Annotated in this window: 26 protein-coding genes and 1 pseudogene; 11 read left to right on the forward strand and 16 right to left on the reverse strand. The window is 68.6% G+C overall.

Annotated features, from left to right (window positions below; translation table 11 throughout):
* Positions 1–19: 19 nt before the first annotated feature.
* Both ACZ7KI_RS30900 and ACZ7KI_RS30905 read right to left on the reverse strand, forming a co-directional pair.
* On the reverse strand, positions 20–1,156 hold the full coding sequence (locus ACZ7KI_RS30900) for an FAD-dependent oxidoreductase (protein ID WP_470276570.1): 1,137 nt from the start codon (positions 1,154–1,156) through the stop codon (positions 20–22).
* A gap of 116 nt (positions 1,157–1,272) precedes the next feature.
* On the reverse strand, positions 1,273–1,701 hold the full coding sequence (locus ACZ7KI_RS30905) for a hypothetical protein (RefSeq protein WP_470276571.1): 429 nt from the start codon (positions 1,699–1,701) through the stop codon (positions 1,273–1,275).
* A gap of 170 nt (positions 1,702–1,871) precedes the next feature.
* Here ACZ7KI_RS30905 and lexA point away from each other — a divergent pair, with 170 nt between their 5' ends.
* Both lexA and ACZ7KI_RS30915 read left to right on the forward strand, forming a co-directional pair.
* A complete protein-coding gene (gene lexA / locus ACZ7KI_RS30910; RefSeq protein ID WP_470276572.1) occupies positions 1,872–2,528 on the forward strand; it encodes a transcriptional repressor LexA in 657 nt (218 codons plus the stop codon).
* 34 nt (positions 2,529–2,562) lie between these two features.
* Complete coding sequence (locus tag ACZ7KI_RS30915) at positions 2,563–2,904, forward strand: VOC family protein (RefSeq protein WP_465501366.1); 342 nt, start codon at positions 2,563–2,565, stop codon at positions 2,902–2,904.
* A 2-nt stretch (positions 2,905–2,906) separates the two neighbouring features.
* Here the strand turns inward: ACZ7KI_RS30915 and ACZ7KI_RS30920 are convergent, their stop codons facing one another.
* Entirely contained in the window at positions 2,907–3,254 is a 348-nt protein-coding gene (locus tag ACZ7KI_RS30920; RefSeq protein WP_470276573.1) for a DoxX family protein, read from the reverse strand.
* Between the two features lie 406 nt (positions 3,255–3,660).
* Between ACZ7KI_RS30920 and ACZ7KI_RS30925 the strand changes: the two are divergent.
* Positions 3,661–3,825, forward strand: a pseudogene (locus ACZ7KI_RS30925) (enoyl-CoA hydratase/isomerase family protein); the annotation flags it as partial.
* A 17-nt stretch (positions 3,826–3,842) separates the two neighbouring features.
* Positions 3,843–4,871 carry a sigma-70 family RNA polymerase sigma factor gene (locus tag ACZ7KI_RS30930; protein WP_470276574.1) on the forward strand — a complete coding sequence of 343 codons (1,029 nt, stop codon included), beginning with the start codon at positions 3,843–3,845 and terminating at the stop codon, positions 4,869–4,871.
* Positions 4,872–4,882: 11 nt separating this feature from the next.
* Here the strand turns inward: ACZ7KI_RS30930 and ACZ7KI_RS30935 are convergent, their stop codons facing one another.
* Complete coding sequence (locus ACZ7KI_RS30935; protein ID WP_470276575.1) at positions 4,883–5,869, reverse strand: acyl-CoA desaturase; 987 nt, start codon at positions 5,867–5,869, stop codon at positions 4,883–4,885.
* A 459-nt stretch (positions 5,870–6,328) separates the two neighbouring features.
* A complete protein-coding gene (locus ACZ7KI_RS30940) occupies positions 6,329–7,174 on the reverse strand; it encodes a nitroreductase/quinone reductase family protein (RefSeq protein WP_470276576.1) in 846 nt (281 codons plus the stop codon).
* 393 nt (positions 7,175–7,567) lie between these two features.
* Between ACZ7KI_RS30940 and ACZ7KI_RS30945 the strand changes: the two genes are divergently transcribed.
* The gene (locus ACZ7KI_RS30945) at positions 7,568–8,824 is read left to right on the forward strand and encodes an HNH endonuclease signature motif containing protein (protein ID WP_470276577.1); all 1,257 of its coding nucleotides are present in this window, start codon (positions 7,568–7,570) and stop codon (positions 8,822–8,824) included.
* Between the two features lie 389 nt (positions 8,825–9,213).
* Here the strand turns inward: ACZ7KI_RS30945 and ACZ7KI_RS30950 are convergent, their stop codons facing one another.
* The gene (locus ACZ7KI_RS30950; RefSeq protein ID WP_470276578.1) at positions 9,214–10,143 is read right to left on the reverse strand and encodes an aminoglycoside phosphotransferase family protein; all 930 of its coding nucleotides are present in this window, start codon (positions 10,141–10,143) and stop codon (positions 9,214–9,216) included.
* 246 nt (positions 10,144–10,389) lie between these two features.
* Between ACZ7KI_RS30950 and ACZ7KI_RS30955 the strand changes: the two genes are divergently transcribed.
* Entirely contained in the window at positions 10,390–11,109 is a 720-nt protein-coding gene (locus ACZ7KI_RS30955; RefSeq protein WP_470276579.1) for a hypothetical protein, read from the forward strand.
* A gap of 48 nt (positions 11,110–11,157) precedes the next feature.
* On the opposite strand, the gene ACZ7KI_RS30960 is transcribed toward ACZ7KI_RS30955, so the two are convergent.
* From ACZ7KI_RS30960 to ACZ7KI_RS30985, 6 genes are all read right to left on the reverse strand, one after another.
* Positions 11,158–11,532, reverse strand: coding sequence for a DUF427 domain-containing protein (locus ACZ7KI_RS30960; protein ID WP_470276580.1), 375 nt, complete (start codon positions 11,530–11,532; stop codon positions 11,158–11,160).
* A 64-nt stretch (positions 11,533–11,596) separates the two neighbouring features.
* Positions 11,597–12,361, reverse strand: a complete 765-nt coding sequence (locus tag ACZ7KI_RS30965) for an HAD family acid phosphatase (RefSeq protein WP_470276581.1) — start codon at positions 12,359–12,361, stop codon at positions 11,597–11,599.
* Between the two features lie 11 nt (positions 12,362–12,372).
* A complete protein-coding gene (locus ACZ7KI_RS30970) occupies positions 12,373–13,542 on the reverse strand; it encodes a class I SAM-dependent methyltransferase (RefSeq protein WP_470276582.1) in 1,170 nt (389 codons plus the stop codon).
* Positions 13,543–14,505 (reverse strand): methyltransferase domain-containing protein, encoded by a 963-nt coding sequence (locus ACZ7KI_RS30975; RefSeq protein ID WP_470276583.1) that lies wholly within the window; start codon positions 14,503–14,505, stop codon positions 13,543–13,545. It abuts the gene before it with no gap.
* Between the two features lie 4 nt (positions 14,506–14,509).
* Positions 14,510–15,289 carry an enoyl-CoA hydratase/isomerase family protein gene (locus ACZ7KI_RS30980; RefSeq protein WP_005167845.1) on the reverse strand — a complete coding sequence of 260 codons (780 nt, stop codon included), beginning with the start codon at positions 15,287–15,289 and terminating at the stop codon, positions 14,510–14,512.
* A 55-nt stretch (positions 15,290–15,344) separates the two neighbouring features.
* Positions 15,345–16,157, reverse strand: coding sequence for an ABC transporter ATP-binding protein (locus ACZ7KI_RS30985; RefSeq protein ID WP_470276584.1), 813 nt, complete (start codon positions 16,155–16,157; stop codon positions 15,345–15,347).
* A gap of 323 nt (positions 16,158–16,480) precedes the next feature.
* On the opposite strand from ACZ7KI_RS30985, the gene ACZ7KI_RS30990 reads away from it, so the two are divergent.
* Entirely contained in the window at positions 16,481–17,029 is a 549-nt protein-coding gene (locus ACZ7KI_RS30990; protein ID WP_470276585.1) for a cysteine dioxygenase, read from the forward strand.
* Positions 17,026–17,421 carry a rhodanese-like domain-containing protein gene (locus ACZ7KI_RS30995; RefSeq protein WP_470276586.1) on the forward strand — a complete coding sequence of 132 codons (396 nt, stop codon included), beginning with the start codon at positions 17,026–17,028 and terminating at the stop codon, positions 17,419–17,421. Before ACZ7KI_RS30990 ends, ACZ7KI_RS30995 begins: the two co-directional genes overlap by 4 nt.
* Before the next feature lie 3 nt (positions 17,422–17,424).
* Here ACZ7KI_RS30995 and ACZ7KI_RS31000 read toward each other — a convergent pair whose 3' ends face one another.
* Together ACZ7KI_RS31000 and glgP are read right to left on the reverse strand one after the other, a co-directional pair.
* Complete coding sequence (locus ACZ7KI_RS31000) at positions 17,425–18,273, reverse strand: hypothetical protein (RefSeq protein ID WP_470276587.1); 849 nt, start codon at positions 18,271–18,273, stop codon at positions 17,425–17,427.
* Positions 18,274–18,388: 115 nt separating this feature from the next.
* Positions 18,389–20,929, reverse strand: a complete 2,541-nt coding sequence (gene glgP / locus ACZ7KI_RS31005; protein ID WP_470276588.1) for an alpha-glucan family phosphorylase — start codon at positions 20,927–20,929, stop codon at positions 18,389–18,391.
* A 144-nt stretch (positions 20,930–21,073) separates the two neighbouring features.
* Here glgP and ACZ7KI_RS31010 point away from each other — a divergent pair, with 144 nt between their 5' ends.
* The gene (locus ACZ7KI_RS31010) at positions 21,074–22,540 is read left to right on the forward strand and encodes a neutral zinc metallopeptidase (protein ID WP_470276589.1); all 1,467 of its coding nucleotides are present in this window, start codon (positions 21,074–21,076) and stop codon (positions 22,538–22,540) included.
* A gap of 103 nt (positions 22,541–22,643) precedes the next feature.
* Here ACZ7KI_RS31010 and ACZ7KI_RS31015 read toward each other — a convergent pair whose 3' ends face one another.
* Positions 22,644–23,618, reverse strand: coding sequence for a tetratricopeptide repeat protein (locus ACZ7KI_RS31015; RefSeq protein WP_470276590.1), 975 nt, complete (start codon positions 23,616–23,618; stop codon positions 22,644–22,646).
* A 131-nt stretch (positions 23,619–23,749) separates the two neighbouring features.
* On the opposite strand from ACZ7KI_RS31015, the gene ACZ7KI_RS31020 reads away from it, so the two are divergent.
* Positions 23,750–24,133, forward strand: a complete 384-nt coding sequence (locus ACZ7KI_RS31020) for a hypothetical protein (protein WP_470276591.1) — start codon at positions 23,750–23,752, stop codon at positions 24,131–24,133.
* A 1-nt stretch (position 24,134) separates the two neighbouring features.
* Here ACZ7KI_RS31020 and ACZ7KI_RS31025 read toward each other — a convergent pair whose 3' ends face one another.
* A complete protein-coding gene (locus ACZ7KI_RS31025; RefSeq protein WP_470276592.1) occupies positions 24,135–24,434 on the reverse strand; it encodes a thiamine-binding protein in 300 nt (99 codons plus the stop codon).
* An 87-nt stretch (positions 24,435–24,521) separates the two neighbouring features.
* On the opposite strand from ACZ7KI_RS31025, the gene ACZ7KI_RS31030 reads away from it, so the two are divergent.
* Positions 24,522–25,022 carry a MarR family winged helix-turn-helix transcriptional regulator gene (locus ACZ7KI_RS31030; protein WP_061982117.1) on the forward strand — a complete coding sequence of 167 codons (501 nt, stop codon included), beginning with the start codon at positions 24,522–24,524 and terminating at the stop codon, positions 25,020–25,022.
* Positions 25,023–25,307 lie beyond the last annotated feature (285 nt).

A 25,307-nucleotide genomic window follows, 5' to 3' on the forward strand; every position in this document is an offset into this window, starting at 1 on the left:
CGCGGCCATCGGCCGAGGCTCAGGACGCGCGATCCCCGTTCCCGAACAGGTCGAGCAGCCGCGCGGGAGGCTCGTCACCGAACAGGCTCTCGATGAGGAAGTCCTCGTCGATCGGGGTTTCCCAGCGCGTGAACATGGCCTCCTCGTATTCGGCGAGCGCGGCTTCGACGTCGCCGGGACGGGCGGCGAGGGCCTTGCCGAGTTCGGCGCCGTCGAGCATCGCCAGGTTGGCGCCTTCCCCGTTCGGTGCCCCGAGGTGCGCGGCGTCGCCGACGAGGGTCACCCCCGGCACGCGGTTCCATCGACGCCCGGTCGGCAGGGCGAAGAACGGACGATGGATCGGCGCGATGTCGCTTTCGGTGATCAGCGCGAGGAGTTCCGGTGCCCAGCCGTCGAACTCGCGCGCGATCCGCGCGGTGGCCGCGGCGGTGTCGGTGAAGTCGATGGCTTCGAACCAGTCCAGCGGTTCGGTGATCTCCACGTAGGCGTGCAAGGTGTCACCCCGCTCGCGGTGCGCGTTGATGCCCTTGCCCGGGGTGGCCCCGCTCCCGAACATCGAGCCGCCGCCGACCGCCTTGGCCGCGGCGACGTGCCGGGTGTCGGCGTCGAACAGATAGGTCTCGACGACGGACGTGCCGGTGTACTCCGGTGTGGCGTCCGTGAGCAGCGGCCGCACCCGTGACCAAGCGCCGTCGGCGCCGACCAGGAGACCGGTGACCGTGGTGGTGCCGTCGGCGAAGGTCACTTCGTGGCGGCCGTCGTCCAGCGTCCGGGCACCGACGGCTTTGCCCGACCACCGGACGGTGCCGTCCGGAAGCGAGTCGAGCAGCATCTGCCGCAGTTCGCCGCGGTACACCTCGGGACGGCCACCCGTACCGTCGTCGCCCTTCTCGAACAGGACGGTCCCGTCCGAATCGAGGACGCGCAGCGCCTGGCGGCCTTCCAGGATCAGCCCGCGGAACTCGTCCATCAGGCCTGCCGCCTCGACGGCGAGCTGGCCGTTGTAGTCGTGGATGTCGAGCATCCCGCCCTGCGCCCGCGCCATCGGCGAGGGCTCGCCCTCGTGGACGACGGCCGGAATCCCGTGAACGTGCAGCACCCTGGCCAGGGTGAGGCCGCCGAGCCCGGCGCCGATGATCGTGACAGGAGTGTGCATGGTGTGCCCCTTGTGCCTCGCGACTGGAATGACATTCCAGATGTTGTCGCGGGTGGCTGGCAGGCAACGCACACGGCGCTGGCACGGGCCTGACAGGCACTGTCAGCCGGCGCGGCTCAGGACCTGGGACTCACCAGTGTCTCCGGTTTGAACGCGTAGACGGCACCGTCCTGGACGAGCACATGCCATTCACCGCAGACCTTGTCGGTCCGGCTTTCCTGGCCTTGCGGCCACCACGGGGCGATCAGCGTGGCCGTCTGAGGCGCGGCGGGACCCGGCACGCAGAGGTCGGGCAGTTCCCCGCCGGTGAACCGCAGGAGCCGCTCCGAACCGGTGGTCCGGATGACCTCGGTGACCGACGCGGCCTTGTCCGGTACCCACTCCGGCAGCCGGGCGTTCTCGTCCCGCTTGCCTTCCGCGCCGGTCGGGTAGCCGACCGTCTTGACATGACCGTTCGCCTTTTCGGTCAGGCCTTCTTTGAGACCGCATCCGGTCAGCGCGACCGTCGCCGTCGCGGCGGCGAGCGCCGTCGCCGTGATCTTCATGTTCATACGATCGAGTCAAGCGGACGGAAATGGCGGCGGGATCGGTCTTTCGGCCCCGCCGGGCGACCATCCGGCCGATCTTCACGGCGAAGTCTTCGACATGGTGGCGTGGCCGTTCCATCGGGACACCGCGGCGATCGCGGCGGCCTGCACGAACTACCATTCCGCGGATGACCGCCTACCACGATCTTGACGTGTTCGAGGAAGCCGCTTCCCTGCCGGAGCGCCAGCAGAAGATCCTGCTGACCATCCGCGATTGGGTGGTCGAGCACGGGTACTCGCCGAGCACGCGGGAGATCGGCGAAGCGGTCGGGCTGCGGTCAACGTCCTCGGTCTCGAAGCATCTGGCGGCCTTGGAGGAGAAGGGTTTTCTCCGCCGCAGCAGCTCGATTTCCCGGCCCATCGACGTGCGCGCGTTCCTGCACGGCACGCAGTCGCGACAGTCCACAGAGGACTCCGTGCCGGTTCCCGTCGTCGGTGACATCGCCGCGGGAACACCCATCTCGGCCGTCGAGCACGTCGACGACGTGATGACCCTTCCGCGTGAACTTACCGGTCGCGGGAACGTCTTCGGGCTGCGGGTGCGCGGTGATTCGATGATCGACGCGGCGATCTGCGACGGCGACATCGTCGTGGTGAAGCAGCAGCAGGAGGCGCATTCCGGCCAGATCGTCGCCGCGATGATCGACGAGGAGGCCACGGTCAAGGTGTACCGCCGCCGCGACGGCCACGTGTACCTCGAACCGCGCAACCCCGCCTACGACGTCATCGACGGGGATCGCGCGGCCGTGCTCGGCGTCGTGGTCTCGGTGCTGCGCAGCGTCTGAGTTTCCGTCGGTGGGCCGGTGTAGCTTCCGGCCCATGTACGAAATCGACTTCGTCGAGTTCCCGTCGAACTCGGCAGACGACTCGGGCCGGTTCTTCGAGAAGGCCTTCGGCTGGACGGCGACGCCGTACGGTCCGGAATACAGCGACGTCCAGAGCGGCGGCGTGGTCTCGCTCGGCTTCCAGCAGGACGCCGCTCAGCAGCCTGCGGCGCCGCTCGTGACGATCCGCACCGACGACCTCGGACGGGCGAGGGATTCCGTCGAGGCGGCGGGCGGAGTCGTCACGGTCGAGCCGTTCGCCTTCCCCGGTGGGCGCCGGTTTCACTTCCGCGAGCCCGGCGGCGCCGAACTGGCGGTGTGGTCCCGGGACGCCTGACCTCAAACGGCGAACCCGAGCACCAGTGACGCGGCCACGGGCGCCAGGTACATCAGCGGGAAAGCGACGTGCGAAGGCCAGTGCGCGCGGAGCACGGTGATCACGGCGCCGGTGAAGTAGAGCACCAGGCCGATCCCGGCCGCGACCCCGATCACGGGTACCCACAGGCCCGCGATCAGGCCGAGCGCGCCCGCGGCCTTGGCGACACCGAGCAGGTTCCACCAGGAGTGCGGGACGGCGTAGTCGGCCAGCGGCTGCACGACCCACTTGGCGCGGAAGAAGATCGAGGCGGCCGAGAAAGCGGCCATGAACGCTCCGACGACGGTGACGATGACGTAAGCGGTGGACATTTCGGTTTCTCCCTTGGTTCTCGGTGCTTCGTCGGGTTGACCCCGGCCACCGGACCGATGTGACAGCGCGGCGCGTGAACCACGTCACAGCCCGCGACGGCCACGTTCGCCGACCTAAGGCCCGAAGCGGCCAGGATGCTCCTCACCGTCAAGAAGGAGCACCTGCTCGGCCCGCAGGTCCCGGAGGATCTCGCTGGCGACCTCCTGACACTCGACAAACGCCTGGTCGCACTCCTGATCAGGCTCGCCGAGCGGCTCTGGGACCGGCGGGACGCCCAAGCCGTCGAGGTGCTCACGACCTGCGTGGTCGACCTGCCGACGGCCCTGTTCCGCCGCGCGTTCACCGCGGGCGAGCCCATTTCCGAACACTCCGCGATGAAGCCCGGTGTTCGTGCTCGACCTCGGCGACGCGCGAGACCTCGGGCTCGTGGACGCCGTCGCCGAGGAGCCGGCCCTGCTGGAGTACGCCGCCGACGTCGTCCGTCCGCTCGCCGGAAAGGATCGCGGCACCATTTCCGCGATCAAGACCACGATGTTCACCCCGGCCGTGACGGCACTTCGCACCGCGTAAGGGCACAATCGTCGATCGTGAGCGAAGATATTTTGCGCGCCGAGGACCCGGACATCGCCGAAGCCCGCAATGGGGACGCCGCGGCGTTCAATCGCCTGGTGGAGCCGCTGCGCCGCGAGTTGCACGCCCACTGCTACCGCATGCTCGGCTCGCTCCACGACGCCGACGACGCCTTGCAGGACGCGCTCCTGCGGGCCTGGCGAGGACTGGAGCGGTTCGAGGGCCGCAGCTCGATGCGTACGTGGCTCTACACCGTCGCCACGCGCACCTGTCTCGACACCGCCGCCGCACGCGGTAAACGCGCCCTGCCGATGGATCTGGGCCCGTCGAGCGAACACGCAGTACTTGAGCACGTGCCGGTGACCGAGGTCGCGTGGCTCGGCCCGTATCCCGACGGGAGCCTCGGCCAAGGCCCTGCCGGACCCGACACGCTGTACGAACAGCGCGAGACCGTCGAGCTGGCCTTCGTCGCCGCGTTGCAGCATCTGCCCGGCAACCAGCGAGCCGCGCTGCTGCTCTTCGACGTCCTCGGCTTCTCCGCCGCCGAGATAGCGTCCACAATGGACACTTCGGTCGCGGCGGTGAACAGTGCGCTGCAACGCGCGCGAGCCATCGTGGCCGAGAAGGTGCCCTCGCCCAGCCAGCAGCAGACCCTGCGAAAGCTCGAGGACACCCGGGTCCGCGGGATCGCCGCGGACTTCGCCTCCGCGCTGGAGCGCGGTGACGCCGACGCGCTCGTGGCGTTGTTGACCGAGGACGTCACCTGGTCCATGCCGCCGCTCGCGCACTGGTACCGAGGCATCGAGGCCGTCACCGACTTCGCCGTCGAGGTTCCGCTCGGCCGGTGCCCGAGCTGGCGCAGCGAGATCATCACCGCCAACGGCCAGCCCGCGGTGGCCTGTTACGTCGGAGAGTCGGCCGAAGCCACGCACCACGCCTGGTCGATCAACGTGCTCTCGCTGCGGGACGAACGGATCCGCGAGATCACGTCGTTCCTCGACCCGACCCTGTTCACGAGGTTCGGCCTTCCGCCGACAAAGCCCTGATCGCCTGAGGCTCAGCCTCGCCGCGCGCTCCCGCGCAGTGACAAGGAGTGGCCGGGATTGAGCTTGCGGCCGAGGCGGTCGGCCTTGGGCCACCGGACGTCGGTCGCCCAGCCTGCCTTCTCGAACAGCCAGATCAGCCGCGCGGAGATGTCGAGCTGACCGCGTCGGACACCGTGCCGGGCGCCGGTGGGGTCGGCGTGGTGGGAGTTGTGCCAGGACTCGCCCATCGAAGCGATGGCGAGCGGCCAGAAGTTCGCGGACTTGTCGCGGGCGGCGAACGGGCGGTCACCGATCAGGTGACACAGCGAGTTCACCGACCACGTCACGTGGTGCAGCAGCGCGACCCGGACCAGGCTCGCCCAGAAGAACGCGGTCAGCGCACCCCACCACGACATCGTGATCAGCCCGCCGAGCACGGCCGGGGCCAGCAACGTCACGAGGGTGAGCACCGGGAACAGGCGATCGATCCGGGCGATGTCACGGTCGGCCTGCAGATCCGGCGCGAACCGTTCGACGTTGGTCTTCTCGCGGTCGAACAGCCAGCCCATGTGGGCGTGCCAGAAACCGCGGGCCAGCGCGGCCGGGGTGGTGCCGAACCGCCACGGGGAGTGCGGGTCGCCCTCGCGGTCGGCGAAGGCATGGTGACGCCGGTGGTCGGCCACCCAGCCGATGACCGGACCCTGCATGGCCATGCTGCCGGTGACCGCGAGCGCGATCCGCAGGCCGCGGTTGGCCTTGAAGGCACCGTGGGTGAAGTAGCGGTGGAAACCGATGGTCACCCCGAGGCCGGTCAGGAAGTAGAACCCGACGGCAAGGCCGAGATCCACCCAGCCGAGTCCCCAGCCCCACGCGAAGGGGACGGATGCGGCCAGTGCCACCAGTGGCACCACCGCGAACAGCTTGACGAGAAGGTTTTCGGTGCGGGACTGCTCACCGGACAACAGTGGTTGCGGCGCTTGCCGCTCCACGCTGTCCGGAGGGGTGAGAACTGAGGTCATGTCGTCGTTTCTTGTCGATGGCCGGGACTTGTACCGGCTGGATCAGCCGGTGACACGGCACGACGCGAAAAGGCGACGCCCGCGACGAATTCTGCGCGAGCGTGCTGGACAACACGACACCCAAAACGTTGAGCTACCCGTTCAACGAACAGTGTCGTCCGAAGGTTCCTGGGTGGGGTAGGAGGGCTCGCGAAACAGATCGTCGTATCGCTCGCCCTGAGGGGCCGTGTGGTCGTGTCGCTCGACCTGAGTGTCGAGCGGGTGACTGAACAGCGCACTGTCCATGCTGTGAGTTTTGACGGTGAAACCTTTCGAATGGGGACCGCTCATCCGCGGTCTTCGGCGAGGCCGGGGGCGAATTCCGCCCGTCTCGTGCCGGATCGGCGTCACGCTGGAAGAGCGGCGCCACCTCTGAGGATACACGCCCCGGGGCCGGAACCCCAGGGCGTCCGCCCTCGATCAGCCGTTTGACGGCGCCGTCACGTTCAGCGCCGCGACGACGGCTTCCTCCTCATCGGCGAAATGCGCTTCGAGCCTCCCCGCGAGCGCGTCGAGGTCGTCGCGCAGCCGGACCGGGTCACTCTCGCCGTGGACGTACCCCTCGACGAGGTCGCGGATCCGCTTCTGCAGCGCCGCGACGACGACGTGATCCTCCTCGAGTTTCTCCAACGTCGGCGCGAGCGCGGGAAACCGTTGTGCCAGCATCGGAAACGCGCCCATGTCCTCGCCCGTATGATGTTTGGTCAGCGCCTCGCAGAACGAAACACAGTGCGCCCGCAGGGTTTTCCCCATACTGAGCGAAGTCGCGCGGCCGGCGACGAGGTCGTCGACTCCGGCGCGCAGTGTCTTGAGCTCCCCGCGCAACCACTCGTGGACCTCCACCAGGAAATCCCCCATTCCTCGCACCCGGTCGTCGATCCGGTGCAGGATCAAGACGGGTAGTTCCCGCGACGTTTTCGCCTGGTATTCGGCGAATCCCGGTTCCGCGGCGACGACCTTCGCGAACAACGCGTCACGCTCCGCCCCGGGCGGAATGGCCGCGATCGCCTCGTAGGTCTCGGTTCCCGTCTCGATCGTGACCCTGTGGTCGTGCCGGATGTTGTGATACCAGCCGGGATGCTTCGGCGCTCCCATGTTCGAGGCCACGACGACGGTCTTGCCGTCGATCTCGAGGTACGCCAACGGATTCGTCCGTCGCTCACCGCTCTTCGCTCCGGTGGTGGTCAGCAGGATCAGCTCCCACTCCTCGAACTTTCCCTTGTGCTGCCTGAATTCTTCGATAACCCTGTCGTTGAAGCCGGTCAACGCGTTCCTTTCCCATCACTATGTCGACAGGAGAGCGGAACCGCCACCGGAAAAAGGCACGACGACGATGACCCACTGACACAAGGGGTCCCGAACACACCGCATGGAGGCGTCATCCCACGACGAGGGGATGTGGATTACGAGAGACGGTGTGTGCCGATCTCTGGTGGCTGAGTAGCCGCTACCTCCATGCGTAGGCCCATACGGGGCTCGAAGACGACGCTAGCACAAGGTCGACTTCTCGTGCACCAGGCGTTGTTCGTGGAGGCGAAGCGGGCTTTGCGGGCGGAGTGGTCGACGAGCTGAATCAAGCGCGGAAGTTCACCGGTTGAAATCGCCTGTAGTCTGAATATGCGATAGCACAGGTGTTCGAGCGCGGGTATTGTTGAGGTTGTGGCCAGCGAAAACAGTCCTGAGGCGGTGCCCACTGAGTGGTGGCGTGTCGATACTGCGACGCTGCATGCCCGCAAGCAGGAAATCGAGGTTCTGAAGCGGCAGTTGGAGGCGGAGCAGTACGCGATCCTGGCGGAAATCAATTCCCGCGGTGTCCGTGGATGCAGTGGTCATTCGACGTTGGCGGCGATGATCTTCGAAGACTTTCATGTCACGGACAAGGAAGCCGGAGTCCGCGCGGACCGGGTGCTGGCCCTGCATCCGGGTCCTGCTATCGGTGGAGATCCGCAGCCGCCGTTGGCGCCGTTGACGGCCGAAGCCGCGGCGGAGGGTGCGATCGGCGGCGGCCAGATCGACGCGATCATCCGTACCCTTGCCCGGATCCCGTCCACGGTTGCGGAGGAGGATGTGCGGGGCGGGGAGAAAATCCTCGTCGATCTGGCCCGCCGCGCCGGGCCACGCCAGATCGCCCGCGCCGGACGACGGCTCTTGGACAAGCTGGATCCCGATGGGAAAGAGCCGCGGAGTGAGGATCCGAAAGACACCAGGCCGGAGTTGCGGTTCGTGAAGCACCGTGACGGCACCCTGGGGCTCAAGGCCAGACTGGATCTTGAAACGTATGCGCGGTTGAAGTCCGACCTCGACCCGATGGCGAAACCGCACAAGGCCATCGACGGGGTCCGGGACTCCCGTACCCAGGACGAGCGTTATGGGGATGCGTTCACCGACTATGTGCGGCTGAAGACCACCAGCCGGAACCTTCCCGGCCAGGCCGGGGAGGCCACCCACATCCTCGTCACCATGTCCTACGACGACCTCATGCGGGACCTCGGCGAAGCGCATCTGGATCTCGTCGGGCCGATCAGCGCCACCGATGCCCGCATCCTGGCCTGTGATGCCCGTGTCCGGCCCGGTGTTTTGGGCACCGCGGGCGAACCCTTGGACATCGGCCGATCCAAACGGACAGTGTCACTGGCCCAGAAGTACGCGTTGACCATCCGCGACGGAGGCTGCGCCTTCCCAGGCTGCGACATGCCCGTACCCCGCTGCACCGCACACCACATCGTCTTCTGGCGACACCACGGCGAAACCAAAATCGACAATCTCGTGCTCCTCTGCACCAAGCATCACCGGTTGATCCACCACAGCGAATGGAAAGTCGTCATCGCCCAAGACGGACTGCCAGAGTTCACCTCACCCGCCTACCTCGACCCGACAGGCGAACCGAGACGCAACACCATGCACCTCAGGACATAGGCCGAAGCTACTGAGCTTCTGTGTGGAAATTCGGCATGCGTGGAGCGCCGGTCTTCGATCTTGCTCCAGGCACCCTCGCCGATGTCGCTAATCGCGACATTCATAGCTCCTGATCAAGGAGTTGATGGTCACCATGCCCGGCATGACTCACGTGAGGGGCAAGCCGAATGTGGCGTGCCCGCGCGGGGGTCGTGAGTGGCGATTCGTGTTCTAACCCGAATCCCCGCTCACGAACGACCAGGCCGAAGGGACCCTTCGCCACACCTGAAGCGGAGAAGGACGCCCCCGCACCCTGCCGAGACCCACGTCCTCCGCCGGACGCATCGCCGGCACGATCCAGGCGCAACGTCCTTATTCCCACGCAGTCACGGCCGGTATCGCCTTTGTCATCACCCCCGCACCCGACACGGCCTTCGCCTCGCCTCTCGACAACCACACTCCTCCAGCACCGCGCGGATCACGTGCCGCGCGTTGCCTGCCATCGCGGCGTTCGTCTTCCGGTAGTACGGCAGTGCGATCAGCGCCTGCGAAAGCGTCCGTCCTCGGCCGCGCGTCCAGGTCGCGTCGTCCACGCGCAACGCCTCACGGAAGGCCTCCCTCGCCTCTGTGGGCAACAGATTCCAGGCCGGGAACAGGTCACAGGCCGGGTCGCCCATCCCCAGACAGCCGAAGTCGAGCACCGCGGAAAGCCTGTCGCCGTTGACCAAAAGGTTGCCCGGCATCAGATCCGCGTGCAGCCACACCGGTGGCCCGTCCCAGGCCGCGGCTCCTAACGCCTTCTCCCAGACGGCGATGGCGGCGTCACAGTCGACGTTCTCCTCTTGAATCGCGCGTAGGCGCTCGATGGCCGCACGAGTCTCCGCGTCGAGTGACGCGAGTGGCCCGCCGCGGTGTGCCGTCGGCGCCCCCGGGAGGGTGATCTTGCGCATCGCCGTCACGAATTCCGCCAGCTCTTCGGCCAACTGGACGGGTCGGGTCAGCGCGCCCGCCCGCGGATGCTCCCCCGGCAACCAGCGATATACCGACCATCGCCATGGATAGCCCTCGTCCGCCTGGCCCGCCCCGGTCACTTCGGGAATGGGCGCGGGTAGCCGAGGCGCGAGACGGGGCAACCACTTCTGCTCCAGCGCCACGTCCTCGGCACCGCTTTCACCGAGTGGCAGCCTCACGACGAGGTCGTCACCCAGCCGGAACATGGCGTTGACCGTGCCACCGGACGGCAACCGTTCGACCGCGAGCCCGGCCCAATGGGGGAACTGCGCCGCGATCAACCGCCGCACGAGTTCCTCGTCGACGGGATACCTCTGCCCAGTACTCACGGCGAACATCTGACCGCCGGCTGTCGTCCACCGTCAAACGGTTTCCTCCAGGCCGAGGAGTTCCGGCCGCACCGCGTAGCTCCGCCAATACCGCCCCGGATCCTCGACCAGACGTGGTGATCGCGGCGAGCTCTCGCCCGTCCCAGACGAGGTCCACGCGGCCGTCCGGGAGCGCCCAGGACCGGCAGTACGCCCCCGCCCACCGACAAGATGCGCGTCACTTGATCTTGCTGGAGACTGCCGAGCGTGCTGAGGCCGGTACTCGACCCGTCCCCCGCCGAGTGGATCTCCTCCCGACTCGGTGGGGCGTTCGGCGCGGCCTGCCGCACGGTCCCCCGCGGATACGCCGCCTACGCCCGGATCTGCCACCCCGCCGAACGCGACCGTGGCGGCTGGGCGAGCTGGAGCGAAGCCGCGGCGGAAACGGGGCGGCGCGCACACGGCGCCATGCAGTGGCACGCCCTCGTGGGCTCCCCGGATCCGGTGAACCTCACCGGCTCACTCTGGCGGGGCTCGCCGCCCGGCCGCGGCACTCTGCCGTCGCACAGCCTCACGGCCCTGCTGGCCGTCCTGCGCGACCATACGTCCACCTCGGACGCCTGGTTCTGTCTGTGGGAAGGCTACGGCTGGGCCGACGAGGCCACGCTGTCCCGCGAACACCTGGAAGCGCCTCGGCTGCGGCATCCCGGCCGCGACTACCTGCTGTTCACCGGGCAGCTGACGGCGGCGACGGAACTCGGCTGGCGGCCCCGGCCGAGCTGGTTCGAGGCGCAATCCCCCAACCTGTTCTGGCCGGACGACCGCGCGTGGTGCGTGGCCACCGAGGTCGACTTCGACTCGACCCTCGTCGCCGGTGAGGAGGCCCTGGTCGACGCGCTCCTCAAGACGCCCGGCCTGGAGGCCTGGCGAATCGAACCCGACACCTCGCTCGCGGCCGACGGGGACCGGATCAACCAGCTCCCGTGAAGGCCCCCTCAAGGTAGGAAAGGAGGCCTTCACGGACAGCGGGCTAGGTCAGCGCTCTTCGATCGCGTCGACCTTCGACGGGTAGAAAGCGACGTGGTCCTTGATCTCGGCGACCGCGTCGTGCGGCGCTTCGTAGGTCCACACGGCGTTCTCGGCGACGCCGTCGCCGGTGCGGATGCTGTAGTACGAGGCGTCGCCCTTGAACGGGCAGTACGTCGAGTGTTCCGTCCGTTCCAGCAGGTCGAAGTCGACGTCGGCACGCGGGATGTACTGCGCCGGCGGGTAGTTCGACTCCTGCAGCGTCAGCGCGTTCGCGCTGTCCGCCACGACCTTCCCGCCGACCGTGACGACCACCCTCGCCTTGTTCGGCGACACCGTGATCGGGTGGTCCGCGCTGGGCTTCAGCACCTTCTTGTCAGACATGGATCAGCTCCCTCGGGGGTTTCCGATACCGGGCACAGCGACCGTGCCCGCGCGGATATTCCCCTCAGGGCAGGTAGTACATCGGGTTCGGCAGCTTCACCGGGAACTCCGCGTAACCGCCTTCGAGGTCGCTGAACTGGTCGCCGAAGTTGAGCACGATGTTCGCGCCGGTCGAGGCGATGTGCTTCCGCGTGCCCGCCTTGTACTGCACGGTGGTGCAGGTAAGCCCGCACGGCAGGTAGTCGGGCGCGGTGGTCTTCGGCTTGAAGAACGCCCCCGCAGGTGCCGGGAAGCCCTCGTTCGCGAGGTTCTTGAGCGACTGCGGGCCCTGGAACTCGTTGCGGCCGGTCAGGAAGTAGATCTTGACGCCGCGCTGCGCCGCCCAGTTCGCCAGTTCCAGCACCGGCTTGTTCGCGACGAACGTGCCCTTGTCGATCGCTTCCTGCTGCTTCTTCGGGTCGAAGCCGAAGTCGTTGTCGGCTTCCCAGCCGTAGGTGACCTCGGAGGTGTCGTCGACGTCGAGCACGATCGCGGCGTTCTTCACACCGTGGTCGAGCCTGCGCTGGAGGTAGCGCTCCGCATCGGAGACCTGCCGTTTGGTGTCGGACACGAACCGGCTGTCATCCGAGTACCGGTGCTTGCCGTCGCTGCCGACGACATCGCCGTAGTAGGCCTTCACGTCGAGTTTGACCTGGCCGATGTTGGCGGGCTCGTGCCCGCGGCGCCAGGCGGCGTCGTCGCTGTTCGCGACGGCGGTCGCACCGCCGGCGAGGACGGCTCCGGCGGCCGCGGCGGCGGCCAGTTTCAGCAGACCGGTGAACCGGCTCATGGAAGTGCTCCTCAGGTGATCTGTGCGCGGCACAGGAACGCTACTCCAGAACGGCCGATTCTGGTCAGTACCAAAGTCGCTTCTTCATTTCCTTTGGGTTTCAGCTTGCGCCGCAACGCATCCGGATCCACATCCAGACCGCGGACGAGGATTTCCAGCCGCCCGATATCGTGTTTTTTCAGCAGTACGCGCAGATTCTTCTCGCTGTACGGTCCGTACTCGAACACCCGGAACGCCCGGATTCCCGGCGGCGGAACGTCTCCCGTGAGGTACGCGATCCGCTCGTCGAGCTGCCACAGGCCGTGCCGCGCCGCGTAATGCCGCACGAGTCCCGCCCGGACGACGGCGCCATCGGGATCGACGATCCATTCACCGGGCTCACGTACGGGGATCTCGTCGGGATCGGCGTCGGTGACCGTCCACTGTGCACCGTCCGAACGCAACACCGTCGCCCGCCGCGACACGGTGGATCCCACGCCGCGCCACAGGCACGCCTCGCGGACCTGACCGTCCAAAGAGACCAGTTCGACCTCGTCGGCCCAAGGCGCGATGGAGAAATCGAGACCCGGCGCGCATTTGACCGAGAGTTCGCGGCCCGCGTACGCCTCGACCAGTCCATCCAGCGGCGGCAGGAAATCGGCGGGTTTCCACGCCCGCCGCCCGGCCGAGTCACGACGGGCGGGGTCGGCCACGACGACCGCGGACCGGCTGACCGGCCGAAGCGCGTCGGCCCGCAGCAAGACTGGGGAAACCCCGGCCTCGACGGCGTTGTGCCGCGCCATCGCCAGCCGGACCTCGTCCAGATCCGAGCCCAGTGCCCGAGAGGCGACGCGGGCGATCTCGATCAGGTCCGCGCCGACGGAACAGGTCACGTCGTGGACGTCGCGGCCCGCGAGCCGCGCGGCCCGGTGCCGTGCGACCTCGGTGGCGCTGGCCTGCTGGAGTGCGTCGCCGGTGAACAGCCACGAGGTCGCCGAGTCCAGTTTGGACGCGGACTTCCGTCGCAGCACCACCGTTTCCAGCACCGCGGCCGCGTGGTCCGGGGCGATCCGGCGCACGGCGGCGACGTCGGCGATGCGGGTCTTGTCGGTCAGCGGCAGGGACGAGCATTCGGCGAGCGCCGCGCTTCCCGCGCCGGAGCGCAGGAAGGCGACGTCGTCGAGCGAGAACCGATACGGCACCTACGACCGCTTGGTACCGGTGATCATCACGTTGTAGAACAGCTCGCGCGGCAGCACCTTGGCGAGCAGCTTCTTGTCCAAAGCGGACAGCCGCAGCCACAGCCGGTACGCGAACAGACGCCAGCGCAGGGTCAATTTCTCCTGCGGCACGGCGGCTTCGAAGGTCCGGATCGGCCAGCCCGCGAGCGCGGCCGCGAACTCTTCGGTGACCGCGCGGACGTCCTGTGCCCCGGCGCCGCGAGCCATCGACTCCAGTTCGGACGGGTCGAAGGTGTGGATGTCGACGACGGCCTCCAGCGCGGCCGCACGGGAGGACTCGTCGAGTTCCTCCTGCGGGCGGCGCCAGCCGTTCAGTACCGGCAGCTTGGTCAGGTTGGTGGTGAGGTACCAGGTGATCTGACCGAGCTTGCGCGCGTAGAAGTCGCCGACCTTCGTCGGCTCACCCGCGAAGACGAACCGGCCGCCCGGCTTCAGCACCCGCAGCACCTCGGCGAACGCCGCGCGGACGTCCGGGATGTGGTGCAGCACCGCGTGCCCGACGACGAGGTCGAAGCTGTTGTCCTCATAGGGAATCCGCTCGGCGTCGGCGACGCGGCCGTCGACGTCGAGGCCGAGGTTCTCGGCGTTGCGCAGCGCGACCTGGACCATGCCCGGCGAGAGGTCGGTGACCGACCCCTTCTTGATGACGCCGCCCTGCATCAGGTTCAGCAGGAAGAAACCGGTGCCGCTGCCCAGTTCCATCGCGGTCGGGTACGGCTGGCCGTCTTCACCGGCGACCGCGTTGAACACGTCGGTCGCGTAGGAGATGCACCGCTCGTCGTAGGAGATGGACCACTTTTCGTCGTAGGTCCCGGCTTCCCAGTCGTGGTACAGCACGTTGGCGAGCTTGGGGTCGCCGAAAGCGGCCTTGACCTCTTCGGCGGTGGCGTGCGGGTTCGGCGCCGGATCGTTCACCTGGGTCATCGGGCTACTTCCCCTCGAAGGTGGCCTTGCCAGGACCGTTTTCGATGAACGACTTCATGCCGTTGCGCTGATCCTCGGTCGCCCACAGCGCGGCGAAGAGGTGCGATTCGAGCTTGAGACCGCTCGCGAGGTCGGTGTCGAGACCGCCGTCGATCGCGGCCTTCGCGGCGCGCAGCGCCACGGCGGGCCCGTTCGCGAACTGCGAGGCCCACTTGTGCGCGGCGGCGTAGACGTCGTCCGGCGCGACGACCTCGTCGAGGATGCCCAGCGCGAGCGCCTCTTCGGCCTTCACGAACCGGCCGGTGAACACGAGGTCCTTGGTCTTACTCGGGCCGATGAGCCGCGCGAGGCGCTGCGTGCCACCGGCACCGGGGATGACGCCGAGCTGGATCTCGGGCTGGCCGACCTTGACGTTGTCGCCGGCGATCCGGCGGTCCGCGGTCAGCGCGAGTTCGAGGCCGCCGCCCAGCGCGTAACCGGTGATGGCCGCGACGACCGGCTTCGGGATGTTCGCGATGGTGGCCAGCGACGCGGTCAGCGCGGCGCCGAACTTCGCGATCTCGGGGTAGGTGCGCTCGGCCATCTCCTTGATGTCCGCGCCGCCCGCGAAGGTCTTCTCGCCGCCGTAGAGGATCACGGCGCGCACGTCGTCGCGCTCGGAGGCCTCACGAGCCGCTTCCGCGAGCTCGGCCTGCACCTGGTTGTTCAGCGCGTTGACCGGCGGACGGTCCAGCCGGATCGTGCCGACCCCGCCTTCGACCTCCAGGCTTACGAACTCTCCCACGCCGTCCTCCTTAACCGTCCAAGACAGATTGCAGGCTACCGGTCAGTACGACTTCTCAACGCCGACGGGCGAAGAAGCGATCACCGGACCGTTCGAGCAGGAGGTCCTGGTCGAACGTCTTGGACAGGTTGTCGCTGGTCACGACGTCGTCCATGAGGCCGGAAGCGACCGCGCGGCCGTCCCGGAGCAGCAGCGCGTGGGTGAATCCCGGCGGGATTTCTTCCACGTGGTGGGTGACGAGCACCATGGCCGGGGCCTCCGGGTCGAGTGCCAGCTCCGAGAGGCGCGCGACCAGGTCCTCGCGGCCGCCGAGGTCGAGTCCGGCGGCGGGCTCGTCGAGCAGCAGCATCTCCGGGTCGGTCATCAGCGACCGCGCGATCAGGGTCCGCTTGCGCTCGCCCTCCGACAGCGTGCCGAAGGTGCGCTCGGCCAGGTGCGGGATGCCCAGGGCGCCCAGCAGTTCGCGGGCGCGGTCGGTGTCGAGGCTGTCGTATTCCTCACGCCAGCGGCCGACGACGGCGTACCCGGCACTCACCACGACGTCGACCACGCGCTCGTCGCCGGGCACGCGCTGGGCGATTGCGGCCGAGGTGAACCCGATCCGCGGGCGCAGGTCGAAGATGTTGACCTTGCCGATCCGGTCGCCGAGGAGGTCGACCGTTCCCGAGGTCGGGTGGAGTTCGGCCGCGGCCAGCCGGAGCAGGGTGGTCTTGCCCGCGCCGTTCGGGCCGAGCACCACCCATCGCTCGTCCAGTTCCACGGTCCAGTCGAGGTCGGCGAGGAGATCGTTGCCTGTTCGGCGGACCCCGACACCGGTCATCCTCACCACGAGGTCGTCAAGTTCGCTGGGCTGGATCGGCTCACTCACGCGCCCATTGTGTCCGCACACGCGCGCGCGTGAACACCGGGCCGCCGGTCCGCGGAAAGCGGCTGGTCCAGGGAGTGGGACAGGGCGACCCGCGCGCCGTGGCTGTGGCAGCATCGAGCACGTGATCAGGTTCGTGTCCGCCGCCTTCCCCGCCATCGGGGGCTCTTTCTGGCGCCGCCGGGCCATCGACCTGCTCCTCGTCGCCTCGTGCGGGTGTACCACCGCGCGACACGGCTGAGTTCCGGCTCTTCCGACGGCCACCCGTGTCGCGCCGCGTTCGGCCCTGCTTTCCGAGCCCGCGAGCCTTCACGAGGAGCCCCGAGTTGACCACGTCCCTTTCGCCCCGCCAGGACTTCGAGATCCACCCGCAGCTGATCGACCCGCTGCTACCGGAGCTGCTGCACCCCGAGCGCCTGCTCTGGACGCCGCGGGAACTGGCCGAGCTGACCTCCACCGTCGCCACCGAACTGACCACCGGCCTGCGCGGCCTGCTGCGCTTCGACGAGGACCGCCGCTGGTGGGCCCGGCTCGCGCTGACCGACGGCGTCGAGCTGTGGCTGCTGTCCTGGCTGCCCGGCCAGCAGACGAAACCGCACGATCACGGCGGCGCGTCCGGTTCGTTCACCGTCCTGCAAGGCGAACTCGGCGAGGAGTACCGCTACCCCGGCGGCCCGATCCGGCGCCGCACGCACGTCGTCGGCGAGAGCATCGGCTTCGGCGCGGGGCGCGCGCACCAGGTGACCGGTATCGGCACCGAGCCCGCCGCCAGCGTCCACGCCTACTCGCCGCCGCTGGTCGCGACCCGCGAATACCGCACGCTCGCCGACGTTCCCGCCGAGATCCCCTCGCTGGCCCCGATACTGGGTTCATGAGTGCGATCGACGACCTGCTGGCTGCCGCCCGGTCCGGACTGGACCGGGCGGAGCCCGAGCAGGCACTGCGGCTGCAACGCGACGGAGCCTTGATCGTGGACATCCGTCCGCACGTCAACCGGCTCGAAGAGGGTGAGATCCCCGGTTCGGTGGTCGTCGAGCGGATCCACCTCGAATGGCGGCTCGTGCCGGACAGCGAATGGCGGCTGCCGGAGGTGAAGCCGGACTCGACGGTGATCGTCGTGTGCAACGAGGGGTACGCGTCCAGCCTGGCCGCCGCCGACCTGCGGCGACTCGGCCTTCCGGGCGCGACCGACCTCGAAGGCGGGTTCCGCGCCTGGCGTTCGGCCGGCCTCCCGATCCGGGAGGGCGGCACTCCCGCCGTCCCCTGACGCCTACCGGACCGTCAGCCTGGCGACCGAGGCCGGGGACAGCGGCAGCGCCGCGTCGATGCCCGAACCCCGCGTCGGGCGTGGGTTGACCAGCACGCCGGTCGCCACGGGCCGCCCGGCCGCGGCCGCCACGACCTCGCGTCCGGTCCGGCGGCGGATCCGGGGCCAGCCCGCACCGGTGGCCGCGCGGTACTCGGCGAGCAGCCGCTCGTCGGTGAAGACACAGAACCAGTCGCCGTGCGTACCGAGCCGGGCCGGGAGCGGCGCGCCCGCCAGGTCCGCCGGACCCCACACCGAGCGTTCGAGGAAGGTCCGCAGTACCGGGGAGACGGGCTCGCCGGCGACCTCGGGAAGCGCGCTGGGACTGGCGAGCTCTTCGCGATCCGGCCGGACGTTCCTGGCGAGCCACTGCGAAGCGAGCCGGAAGTCTTCTCCGGTGAGATCCTCTTGAAAGCCGTCCAGGCTGTTCTTGACGCTCCCCAGGAATTCGTAGAACCGCCGGGTACAGGTCCGTTCGGACACGGTGACCTGGCCGCGGGCGACCAGGCCCCGGAGCCTGCCGACCATTCCCGACTCGCCGTCCGCCGAGTCGACGCCGAGGTTGTAGGCGGTCCAGACGATGTCGGGCATGAGCGGGTCGGCGAACCGGCCGAGGACGCGGTTCAGTCGCAAAAGGACGATCTCGCGCACCCGGCCGGGCTCGGCGTCCTCGGCGATACCCCAGATGGCGCGCAGTTCGGGCCCGAGCGCGCGGGCGAGCCCCTCCTGCCGGATACCGGCGCGGGCGTGGATGTGATGCAGCCGGTCCTTGGCCCGGCGCGACAGTTTCGTTTCCTTCGCCGAAGCCACCATTCCTCCGATATTCGGGATAGGCCCGGCAAAGTCTATTTCACCTGCGCGTTTGTCATTGTTCGGCGGAAATCGAAGATCAGGGTTTTACTTTGTTCGGCACCGGCTTGACAATCGCTCAAGCCAGAACCACGCGCGCGAGTTCCGCCGGAGTCGCGAGCAACCGGTGTTTCGGCAGCACGCGGACGGTGTAGCCGATCGAGCCGGGATGCGGCAGCTTCAGCCGCGCGGAGAACGCGCCGATCCCGTCGCCGGACATGCCGACGGTGACCGGTTCGCTCAGCTCGTCCCCGTCGCCCACCTTCCCGACCACGGCCTGAACGTCCACTTCGGACGGTTCGAGGCCGGCGAGGTCGATCCGCGCCCGGATGGTCACCTCGGTCCCGGTGACCATCGGCGCGGCGTCCTCGACGAGCAGTTCGGTGTCGAAGATCCGCACGCGCGGCCACGAGACGTCGAGTTTGGTCCGGTAGTCGGCCAGCGACAGCGCGCCGCGGTACCCGTCACCCGTCGCCTCGGCGACCATCCGCGACGCGGGCAGATAGCCCGATTCGACGTACTCCCGCACCATGCGCGACGCCTGCACCCGCGGCCCGAGCGTCTCCAGCGTGTGCCACACCATCGACAGCCAGCCGCCGGGCACACCGTCGGCGTCACGGTCGTAGAACAGCGGCGCGATCTGGTGGCCCAGCAGGTCGTACAGCGCCGCGGCCTCCAGTTCGTCCCGGCGCAGCGGGTCGGTGACGCCGTCCGCGGTCGGGATCGCCCAGCCGTTGCTGCCGTCGTAGCACTCGTCCCACCAGCCGTCCCGGATGGACAGGTTGAGGCCGCCGTTGAGCGCGGACTTCATCCCCGAGGTCCCGCACGCCTCCAGCGGGCGTACCGGCGTGTTGAGCCAGACGTCGCAGCCGCGGTAGAGGTAGCGCGCCATGGACATGTCGTAGTCCGGCAGGAACACGATCCGGCGCCGCACCTCGGGATCGTCGACGAACCGGACGATCTGCTGGATCAGCTGCTTGCCGCCGTCGTCGGCCGGATGCGACTTGCCGGCGACGACGAGCTGGATCGGGCGCCGCTCGTCCAGCAGCAATGCGCGCAGGCGCTCCGGGTCGCGCAGCATCAACGTCAGCCGTTTGTACGTCGGCACGCGGCGCGCGAAGCCGACGGTCAGCACGTCCGGGTCGAAGACCGTGTCGGTCCAGCCGAGTTCGAGCGCGGACGCGCCGCGCTGCATCCACGCGGCCCGCACCCGGCGCCGGACCTCGGCGACCAGCTTCTCGCGCAGTTCACGCCGCAGTGCCCACAGCTGCTCGTCGCTGACACCGTCGCGCAGCGGTTTGCCCTGGGTGCCGTCGAGGCCCCATTCCTCGTGGTTGCGCCCGAGCAGCGCGCTCAGTTCGCGCGCCACCCAGGTGGGCCCGTGCACGCCGTTGGTGACCGACGAAACGGGCACCTCGTCGAAGTCGAAGCCGGGCCACAGCCGGGAGAACATCCGCCGTGACACCCGGCCGTGCAGTGCCGAGACGCCGTTCGCCCGCTGCGCGAGCCGCAATCCCATATGCGCCATGTTGAACAGGCCGGGGTTGTCCTCCGCGCCGAGCGCCAGCACGCGGCGCGGGTCGACGTCCGGGACGAGCCTGCCGTCGGTGAAGTACCGCTGGACGAGGTCGACGGGGAACCGGTCGATACCGGCGCTGACCGGGGTGTGCGTGGTGAACACGGTGCCCGCGCGGACGGCGGGCAGCGCCTCGTCGAAGGCCAGCCCGTCGGCCTGGATGATCTCACGGGCGCGTTCCAGACCGAGGAACCCGGCGTGGCCTTCGTTGGTGTGGAACACCTTCGGCTGCGGATGTCCGGTCAGTTCGCAGTAGCGCCGCACCGCGCGGAAGCCGCCGATCCCGGCCAGGATCTCCTGGCGGATGCGATGGTCGGCGTCGCCGCCGTAGAGCCGGTCGGTGACCGCGCGCAGGTCCTCGTCGTTGGTCTCGGTGTCGGTGTCCAGCAGCAGCAACGGGATCCGGCCGACGCGGGCCTTCCAGATCTGCGCGTGCAGGGTGCGCCCGGCGGGCATCGCGACGTCGACCAGCACCGGCTTCCCGCCGTCGGTCAGCAGCTCCAGCGGGAAGGCGTTGGGATCGATCACCGGGTAGTGCTCGACCTGCCAGCCGTCGAGCGACAGCGCCTGCCGGAAGTACCCGGCGCGGTAGAGCAGCCCGACACCGATCATCGGCACGCCGAGGTCGGAGGCCGCCTTGAGGTGGTCTCCGGCGAGCACGCCGAGGCCGCCGGAGTAGTTCGGCAGTGCTTCGGTGACACCGAACTCCATCGAGAAGTACGCGACGGCCGACGGCAGCTCGGCGTCGTCCTGCTTCTGGTACCAGCGCGGCTCGGCGAGATAGCGGTCCAGATCGGCGACCGCCTCGCGCGCGTGGGCGAGGAAGGCGTCGTCGACGGCCAGTTCGTCGAGCCGGGCCGGTGGCAGGGCGGTGAGCATCCGCAGCGGATCGCGGACGCGGTTGAACAGCTCCGCGTCCATCGACGCGAACAGATCACGGGTCGGCGGATGCCAGGTCCAGCGCAGATTCGTGGCGAGGTCACCGAGGCCGGAGAGCGACTCCGGCAGGCTCGCGCGGACGGTGAACCGGCGGACAGCTCTCATGAGGAGCGACCATATCGCCACGGTCCCCACCCCGCTCAAGACCCACTTCGGGGATTACCTGCACGCGGGCCATAAGCGCTGGGTATGGTCCCTGCTTGCCGGAGTACGCGGCCCGGTCGGGGCCTTGATGATAAGCGAGTGAACATGATCCAAGGGGGAGCGCGGGGCTTAGGTCGCCGACCCGCTCTGATCGCGGTCGTGACGGTGCTGGCCCTCGGGCTGAGCGCTTGCGGCGACAAGGGAACCTCGACCGGCAAGGAAGGCAGCCAGCCGGGAGCCGGTGACATCGCCGGCCTGCCGGTCACGCATTTCGAGAGCGGGCTGAAGCCGGACGCGCCCAAGCCGGACCTGCAGGTCCGCAACGAGGACGGCTCCGAGGACGACAAGCTCGCCATCGCCGCGATCGCCGACGCGCAGACCTACTGGACCGAGGTCATGCCGCGTGACTTCGGCCAGCCGTACGAGCCGCTGAAGTCGCTGCTGTCCTACAGCGCGCGATCCGACGACGAAGACACCGAATGCGGCAGCGTCAAGGGCTTGGTCAACGCCTTCTACTGCCCGCCGGACGACTCGGTGGCGTGGGACCGCGGCGTGCTGCTGCCGATGCTGCGCGAACGGTTCGGGAAGATGGCGAGCGCCGTCGTGCTCGCGCACGAACTCGGGCACGCCGTCCAGTACCGGCTCGGCGAGAAGGCCAGCATCAAGAAGAACACCCCGTCGATCGTCAAGGAACAGCAGGCCGACTGCTTCGCCGGCGGCTACTTCCGCTGGGTCGCCGAGGACAAGAGCAAGTTCTACCGCGTCTCCACCTCCGAGGGCCTCAGCCAGGTCATGGCGTCGCTGTTCCTGATCCGCGACCAGGCGGGCACCAGCGCGACGAAACAGGGCGCGCACGGCACGGCGTTCGACCGCACGTACGCGTTCCAGGTCGGGTTCGAGAAGGGCCCGAAGGAATGCGCCACGATGAACGAGGAGAACATCAAGGCGCGGATCACCGAGCGCCCGTTCGACAAGGGTGACAAGGGCAAGGGCGACGAGAAGATCGACGCCGAGATCGTCGGGATCCTGAAGAAGAGCCTCGACGAGGCCTTCAAGGGCGCCGGCGTCCCCGGCCCGGAGATCACCGAGGACGGCAACGGCAGCTGCCCCGGCGGCCCCAGCACCCCGCCCGCCTCGTACTGCGCGTCGAACAACACCGTCAGCATCGACATGGCCAAGCTGCGCGAACTGGCCCAGCCGGTCGACCAGGAAGCCGAGTGGAAGAGCGGGCACAGCGAGGGCAAGGGCGACTTCGCCGCGTTCTCGGAAATCGCGTCCCGCTACGCCATGGGCATCCAGAAGGGTGTCGGCGCGTCGATCGACAACGCGAACGCCGGGCTGCGCACCGCCTGCCTGGTCGGTGCGTGGGCGAAGGCCAGCACGGTGCCCGGCGCGACCCTGCGGCTCTCGGCCGGTGACCTCGACGAGGCCATCTCGGATCTGCTGAGCCCGGAGAGCCTCGTCTCGGCCGACGTCAACGGCAAGCGCGTGGACAACGGTTTCGAGCGGATCGAGGCGCTGCGGAAGGGCTACCTGGAGAGCTCGTCGGTGTGCTCGACCCAGTACGGCTGATCGTGAGCGGTCCGGTCGTCGGTCCCTGAAATGCTATGAAAGGTCCTTTCCTTGCAAATTTGCAAGGAAAGGACCTTTCATAGCATCCAGGGGTTGCGATACCTCAGTACAGAGCGCTCGCCAGGTCCCGTCGCGCCTTCATGACGCGCTCGTCGGTCGGGTCGAACAGGTCGAACAGCGCCACCAGGTGCTCCCGCACCTTGTTGCGGTCGTCGCCCGCGGTACGCCGCACGGCCGCGACCAGCCGCGCGAAACCCGCCTCCGGCTGCTGCCCGGCGACCTCGAGGTCGGCCGCGGCGAGCTGGGCGTCGAGGTCGGCCGGGTCGGCGTCGGCCTTCGCGATCGCGTCGGGGCCGGCGGCCTCGGCGCGCGCGGTGAACTTGACCTGCGCGAGCGCGGTCTTCGCCTCCTCGTTCGCCGGCTCGACGTCGAGGATGCGCTCGTAGGCCGCCTGCGCCGCGGCGAAGTCACCGCGTTCGAAGGCTTCCTCGGCCTCGGTGAAGCGCGGGTCCTCCGGCTGTTCGACGCCGCCGCCGTTCTCCTCGGCCGCCTTGATCCCGGGCAGCCGGTCGCGCAGCGCGTCGAGCAGAGAACCGAGCCACTTGCGGATCTCGGGTTCGGGCAGCGCGCCCGAGAACGCGTCGACCGGCTGGCCGCCGCCGATGGCGATGACCGTCGGGATCGACTGCGCACCGAAAAGCTGCGCGATGCGCGGGTTCGCGTCGACGTCCACCTTCGCGAGCACCCAGGCACCGCCGGACTCGGCGGCGAGGCGCTCCAGCACCGGGCTGAGCTGCTTGCACGGGCCGCACCATTCGGCCCACAGGTCGACGACCACCAGCTGCTGCAGGGATCGCTCGACGACCTCGGCCTGGAAGGTCGCTTCGGTGACTTCGATCACGGCGCCGCCCGCTGCCGGACCGGCCGGTGCCCCGCCGTCCGAGGATGGCCGCGGTGGCGCCGGGGGCTGTTTCTGAGTCGCTTCGGCTCGTGCCTTGAGTGCGGAAAGGTCGACCGCGCCGGAAAGCGCGGCGGACATCGCCGCCGTCTTCGCTGCTGATCCGCGTGGGTGTGTCACGGTTCCATCCTGGCACGCATCGCCGAGCGTTTCACCGCAGGTGCCCCGGCTGCCCGCTTGGCAGGACGGGTCCGTTCCGGCAGGCTCGCTGCGAGGGGGTGATCGACATTCCGACACGCAGGACGGCCACGGTGGTCGCCGCGATCGCCATCGCGGTCACGTGGGTGGCCGTGATCACCGTTCTGATCACCCATCGGCCCGACCCCGGTGTCGGCAGTCCTGGGCAGCTCCGGGAGGACCTCGCCACCGCGCTCAACCGGCACGACGTCGAGGCCCTCTCCGAGCTCATCGACTATCCGCCCGCGTCGGCGGACGACTTCGCGAAGTCCTACATCGACGCGTTGGCGGGCCGCGGTGCCCACGACGTCTCGGTGACGTTCGCGCCGGACGACGTCTCGCCGACCTCGGCGACCGTCAGCGGGAAACTGGCCGACGGCAGCGCGTTCGGCTATCCGGTGGCGATCGCGGTCAAGGACAAGCTGTGGATGGTCTCCTTCACCCCACCGCTCCCCTGACTCATTCGCTCAGGTGCTTCTCGACGCGCTCGACCTTCGCGGTCAGCTGGCCTTCGTAACCCGGCCGGATGTCGGCCTTGAGCACCAGCCCGACCCTCGACGAACCCTCCCCCGCGGCCTCGACGGCCCGTTTGACGACGTCCATGACCTCGTCCCAGGAGCCCTCGATGTTGGTGAACATCGCGTTGGTCGAATTCGGCAGGCCGGACTCGCGCACCACCTTCACCGCGCGGGCGACGGCTTCGCTGACACCGCCGTCGTCCTCGGTCGCGGACGGGCTGACACTGAAGGCCACGATCATGTTCTGCTCCTCGTTCAGACACTTTTCCCACGCATAACACCCGGTCGTGCGGCGTGGCACGGGTACCCGCTGGTAACTTCGAACGCCATGAGCCGTCCGTTGCCGTTCGACCCGATCGCCCGCGCGGCGCAGCTGTGGGAGGCCCGTATCGGGCCGTCCTCCACCATGGCCGCGGTGACCGGGATCATGCGCGTGCAGCAGATCATCCAGTCCGCGGTGGACGGTGCCCTCAAACCGCACGGGCTGACGTTCGCCCGGTACGAGGCACTGGTCCTGCTGACCTTCGCGCGCGCGTCCAGCCTGCCGATGCGGGTGATGGGCGAGCGGCTGCAGCTGCACCCGACGAGCGTCACCAACATCGTCGACCGGCTCGAAAAAGACGGTCTGGTCAAGCGGGTCCCGCATCCGACCGACCGCCGCACCACCTTGGTCGAGATCACCGAAGAAGGCCGCGTACGCCGCGAAGAGGCCACCAAGGCGGTCACCGAGATCGACTTCGGGCTGACCGGGCTCACCGGCAAGCAGACCGAGCAGCTGACCGACCTGCTCACCAAGGTCCGGAAGGCCACCGGCGACTTCACCGAATAACCCCGGAAGTACGTGAAGGCCCCCTTCACTGCGCTAGACGCCAGGGTTCCGGCAAAGTCGCATAAGTGCTGGTCGGCTGCACCTCTATAGCGGGACAAGACGAACGCGTCGTGGTGGACACGGCGGGAGCGGGCCCACGTAAAAAGGGGCCTCACCTGGCTCCCGACTGTCCATAAGGGACACTTCTCGGGACAAATGTGCCCGATTTGGGCGAGTTGCGGGGTTTGGTGAGGGGGTCGTGGGGGGGGGTTTTTTTTTTTTCCCCCCCCCCCCCCCCCCACCCCA

It is taken from the genome of Amycolatopsis sp. NPDC039088, from assembly GCF_055598845.1.

Excerpts from the sequence above, each read along its gene's own strand:
- ACZ7KI_RS31025 (WP_470276592.1), bottom strand. The coding sequence starts at position 24,434 with ATGATCGTGGCCTTCAGTGTCAGCCCGTCCGCGACCGAGGACGACGGC.
- ACZ7KI_RS30965 (WP_470276581.1), bottom strand. The coding sequence starts at position 12,361 with ATGAGCCGGTTCACCGGTCTGCTGAAACTGGCCGCCGCCGCGGCCGCC.
- ACZ7KI_RS31000 (WP_470276587.1), bottom strand. The coding sequence starts at position 18,273 with ATGGTGGCTTCGGCGAAGGAAACGAAACTGTCGCGCCGGGCCAAGGAC.
- ACZ7KI_RS30995 (WP_470276586.1), top strand. The coding sequence starts at position 17,026 with ATGAGTGCGATCGACGACCTGCTGGCTGCCGCCCGGTCCGGACTGGAC.
- lexA (WP_470276572.1), top strand. The coding sequence starts at position 1,872 with ATGACCGCCTACCACGATCTTGACGTGTTCGAGGAAGCCGCTTCCCTG.
- ACZ7KI_RS30915 (WP_465501366.1), top strand. The coding sequence starts at position 2,563 with ATGTACGAAATCGACTTCGTCGAGTTCCCGTCGAACTCGGCAGACGAC.
- glgP (WP_470276588.1), bottom strand. The coding sequence starts at position 20,929 with ATGAGAGCTGTCCGCCGGTTCACCGTCCGCGCGAGCCTGCCGGAGTCG.
- ACZ7KI_RS30920 (WP_470276573.1), bottom strand. The coding sequence starts at position 3,254 with ATGTCCACCGCTTACGTCATCGTCACCGTCGTCGGAGCGTTCATGGCC.
- ACZ7KI_RS30900 (WP_470276570.1), bottom strand. The coding sequence starts at position 1,156 with ATGCACACTCCTGTCACGATCATCGGCGCCGGGCTCGGCGGCCTCACC.
- ACZ7KI_RS30975 (WP_470276583.1), bottom strand. The coding sequence starts at position 14,505 with ATGACCCAGGTGAACGATCCGGCGCCGAACCCGCACGCCACCGCCGAA.
- ACZ7KI_RS31030 (WP_061982117.1), top strand. The coding sequence starts at position 24,522 with ATGAGCCGTCCGTTGCCGTTCGACCCGATCGCCCGCGCGGCGCAGCTG.
- ACZ7KI_RS30935 (WP_470276575.1), bottom strand. The coding sequence starts at position 5,869 with ATGACCTCAGTTCTCACCCCTCCGGACAGCGTGGAGCGGCAAGCGCCG.
- ACZ7KI_RS30905 (WP_470276571.1), bottom strand. The coding sequence starts at position 1,701 with ATGAAGATCACGGCGACGGCGCTCGCCGCCGCGACGGCGACGGTCGCG.
- ACZ7KI_RS31010 (WP_470276589.1), top strand. The coding sequence starts at position 21,074 with ATGATCCAAGGGGGAGCGCGGGGCTTAGGTCGCCGACCCGCTCTGATC.
- ACZ7KI_RS30960 (WP_470276580.1), bottom strand. The coding sequence starts at position 11,532 with ATGTCTGACAAGAAGGTGCTGAAGCCCAGCGCGGACCACCCGATCACG.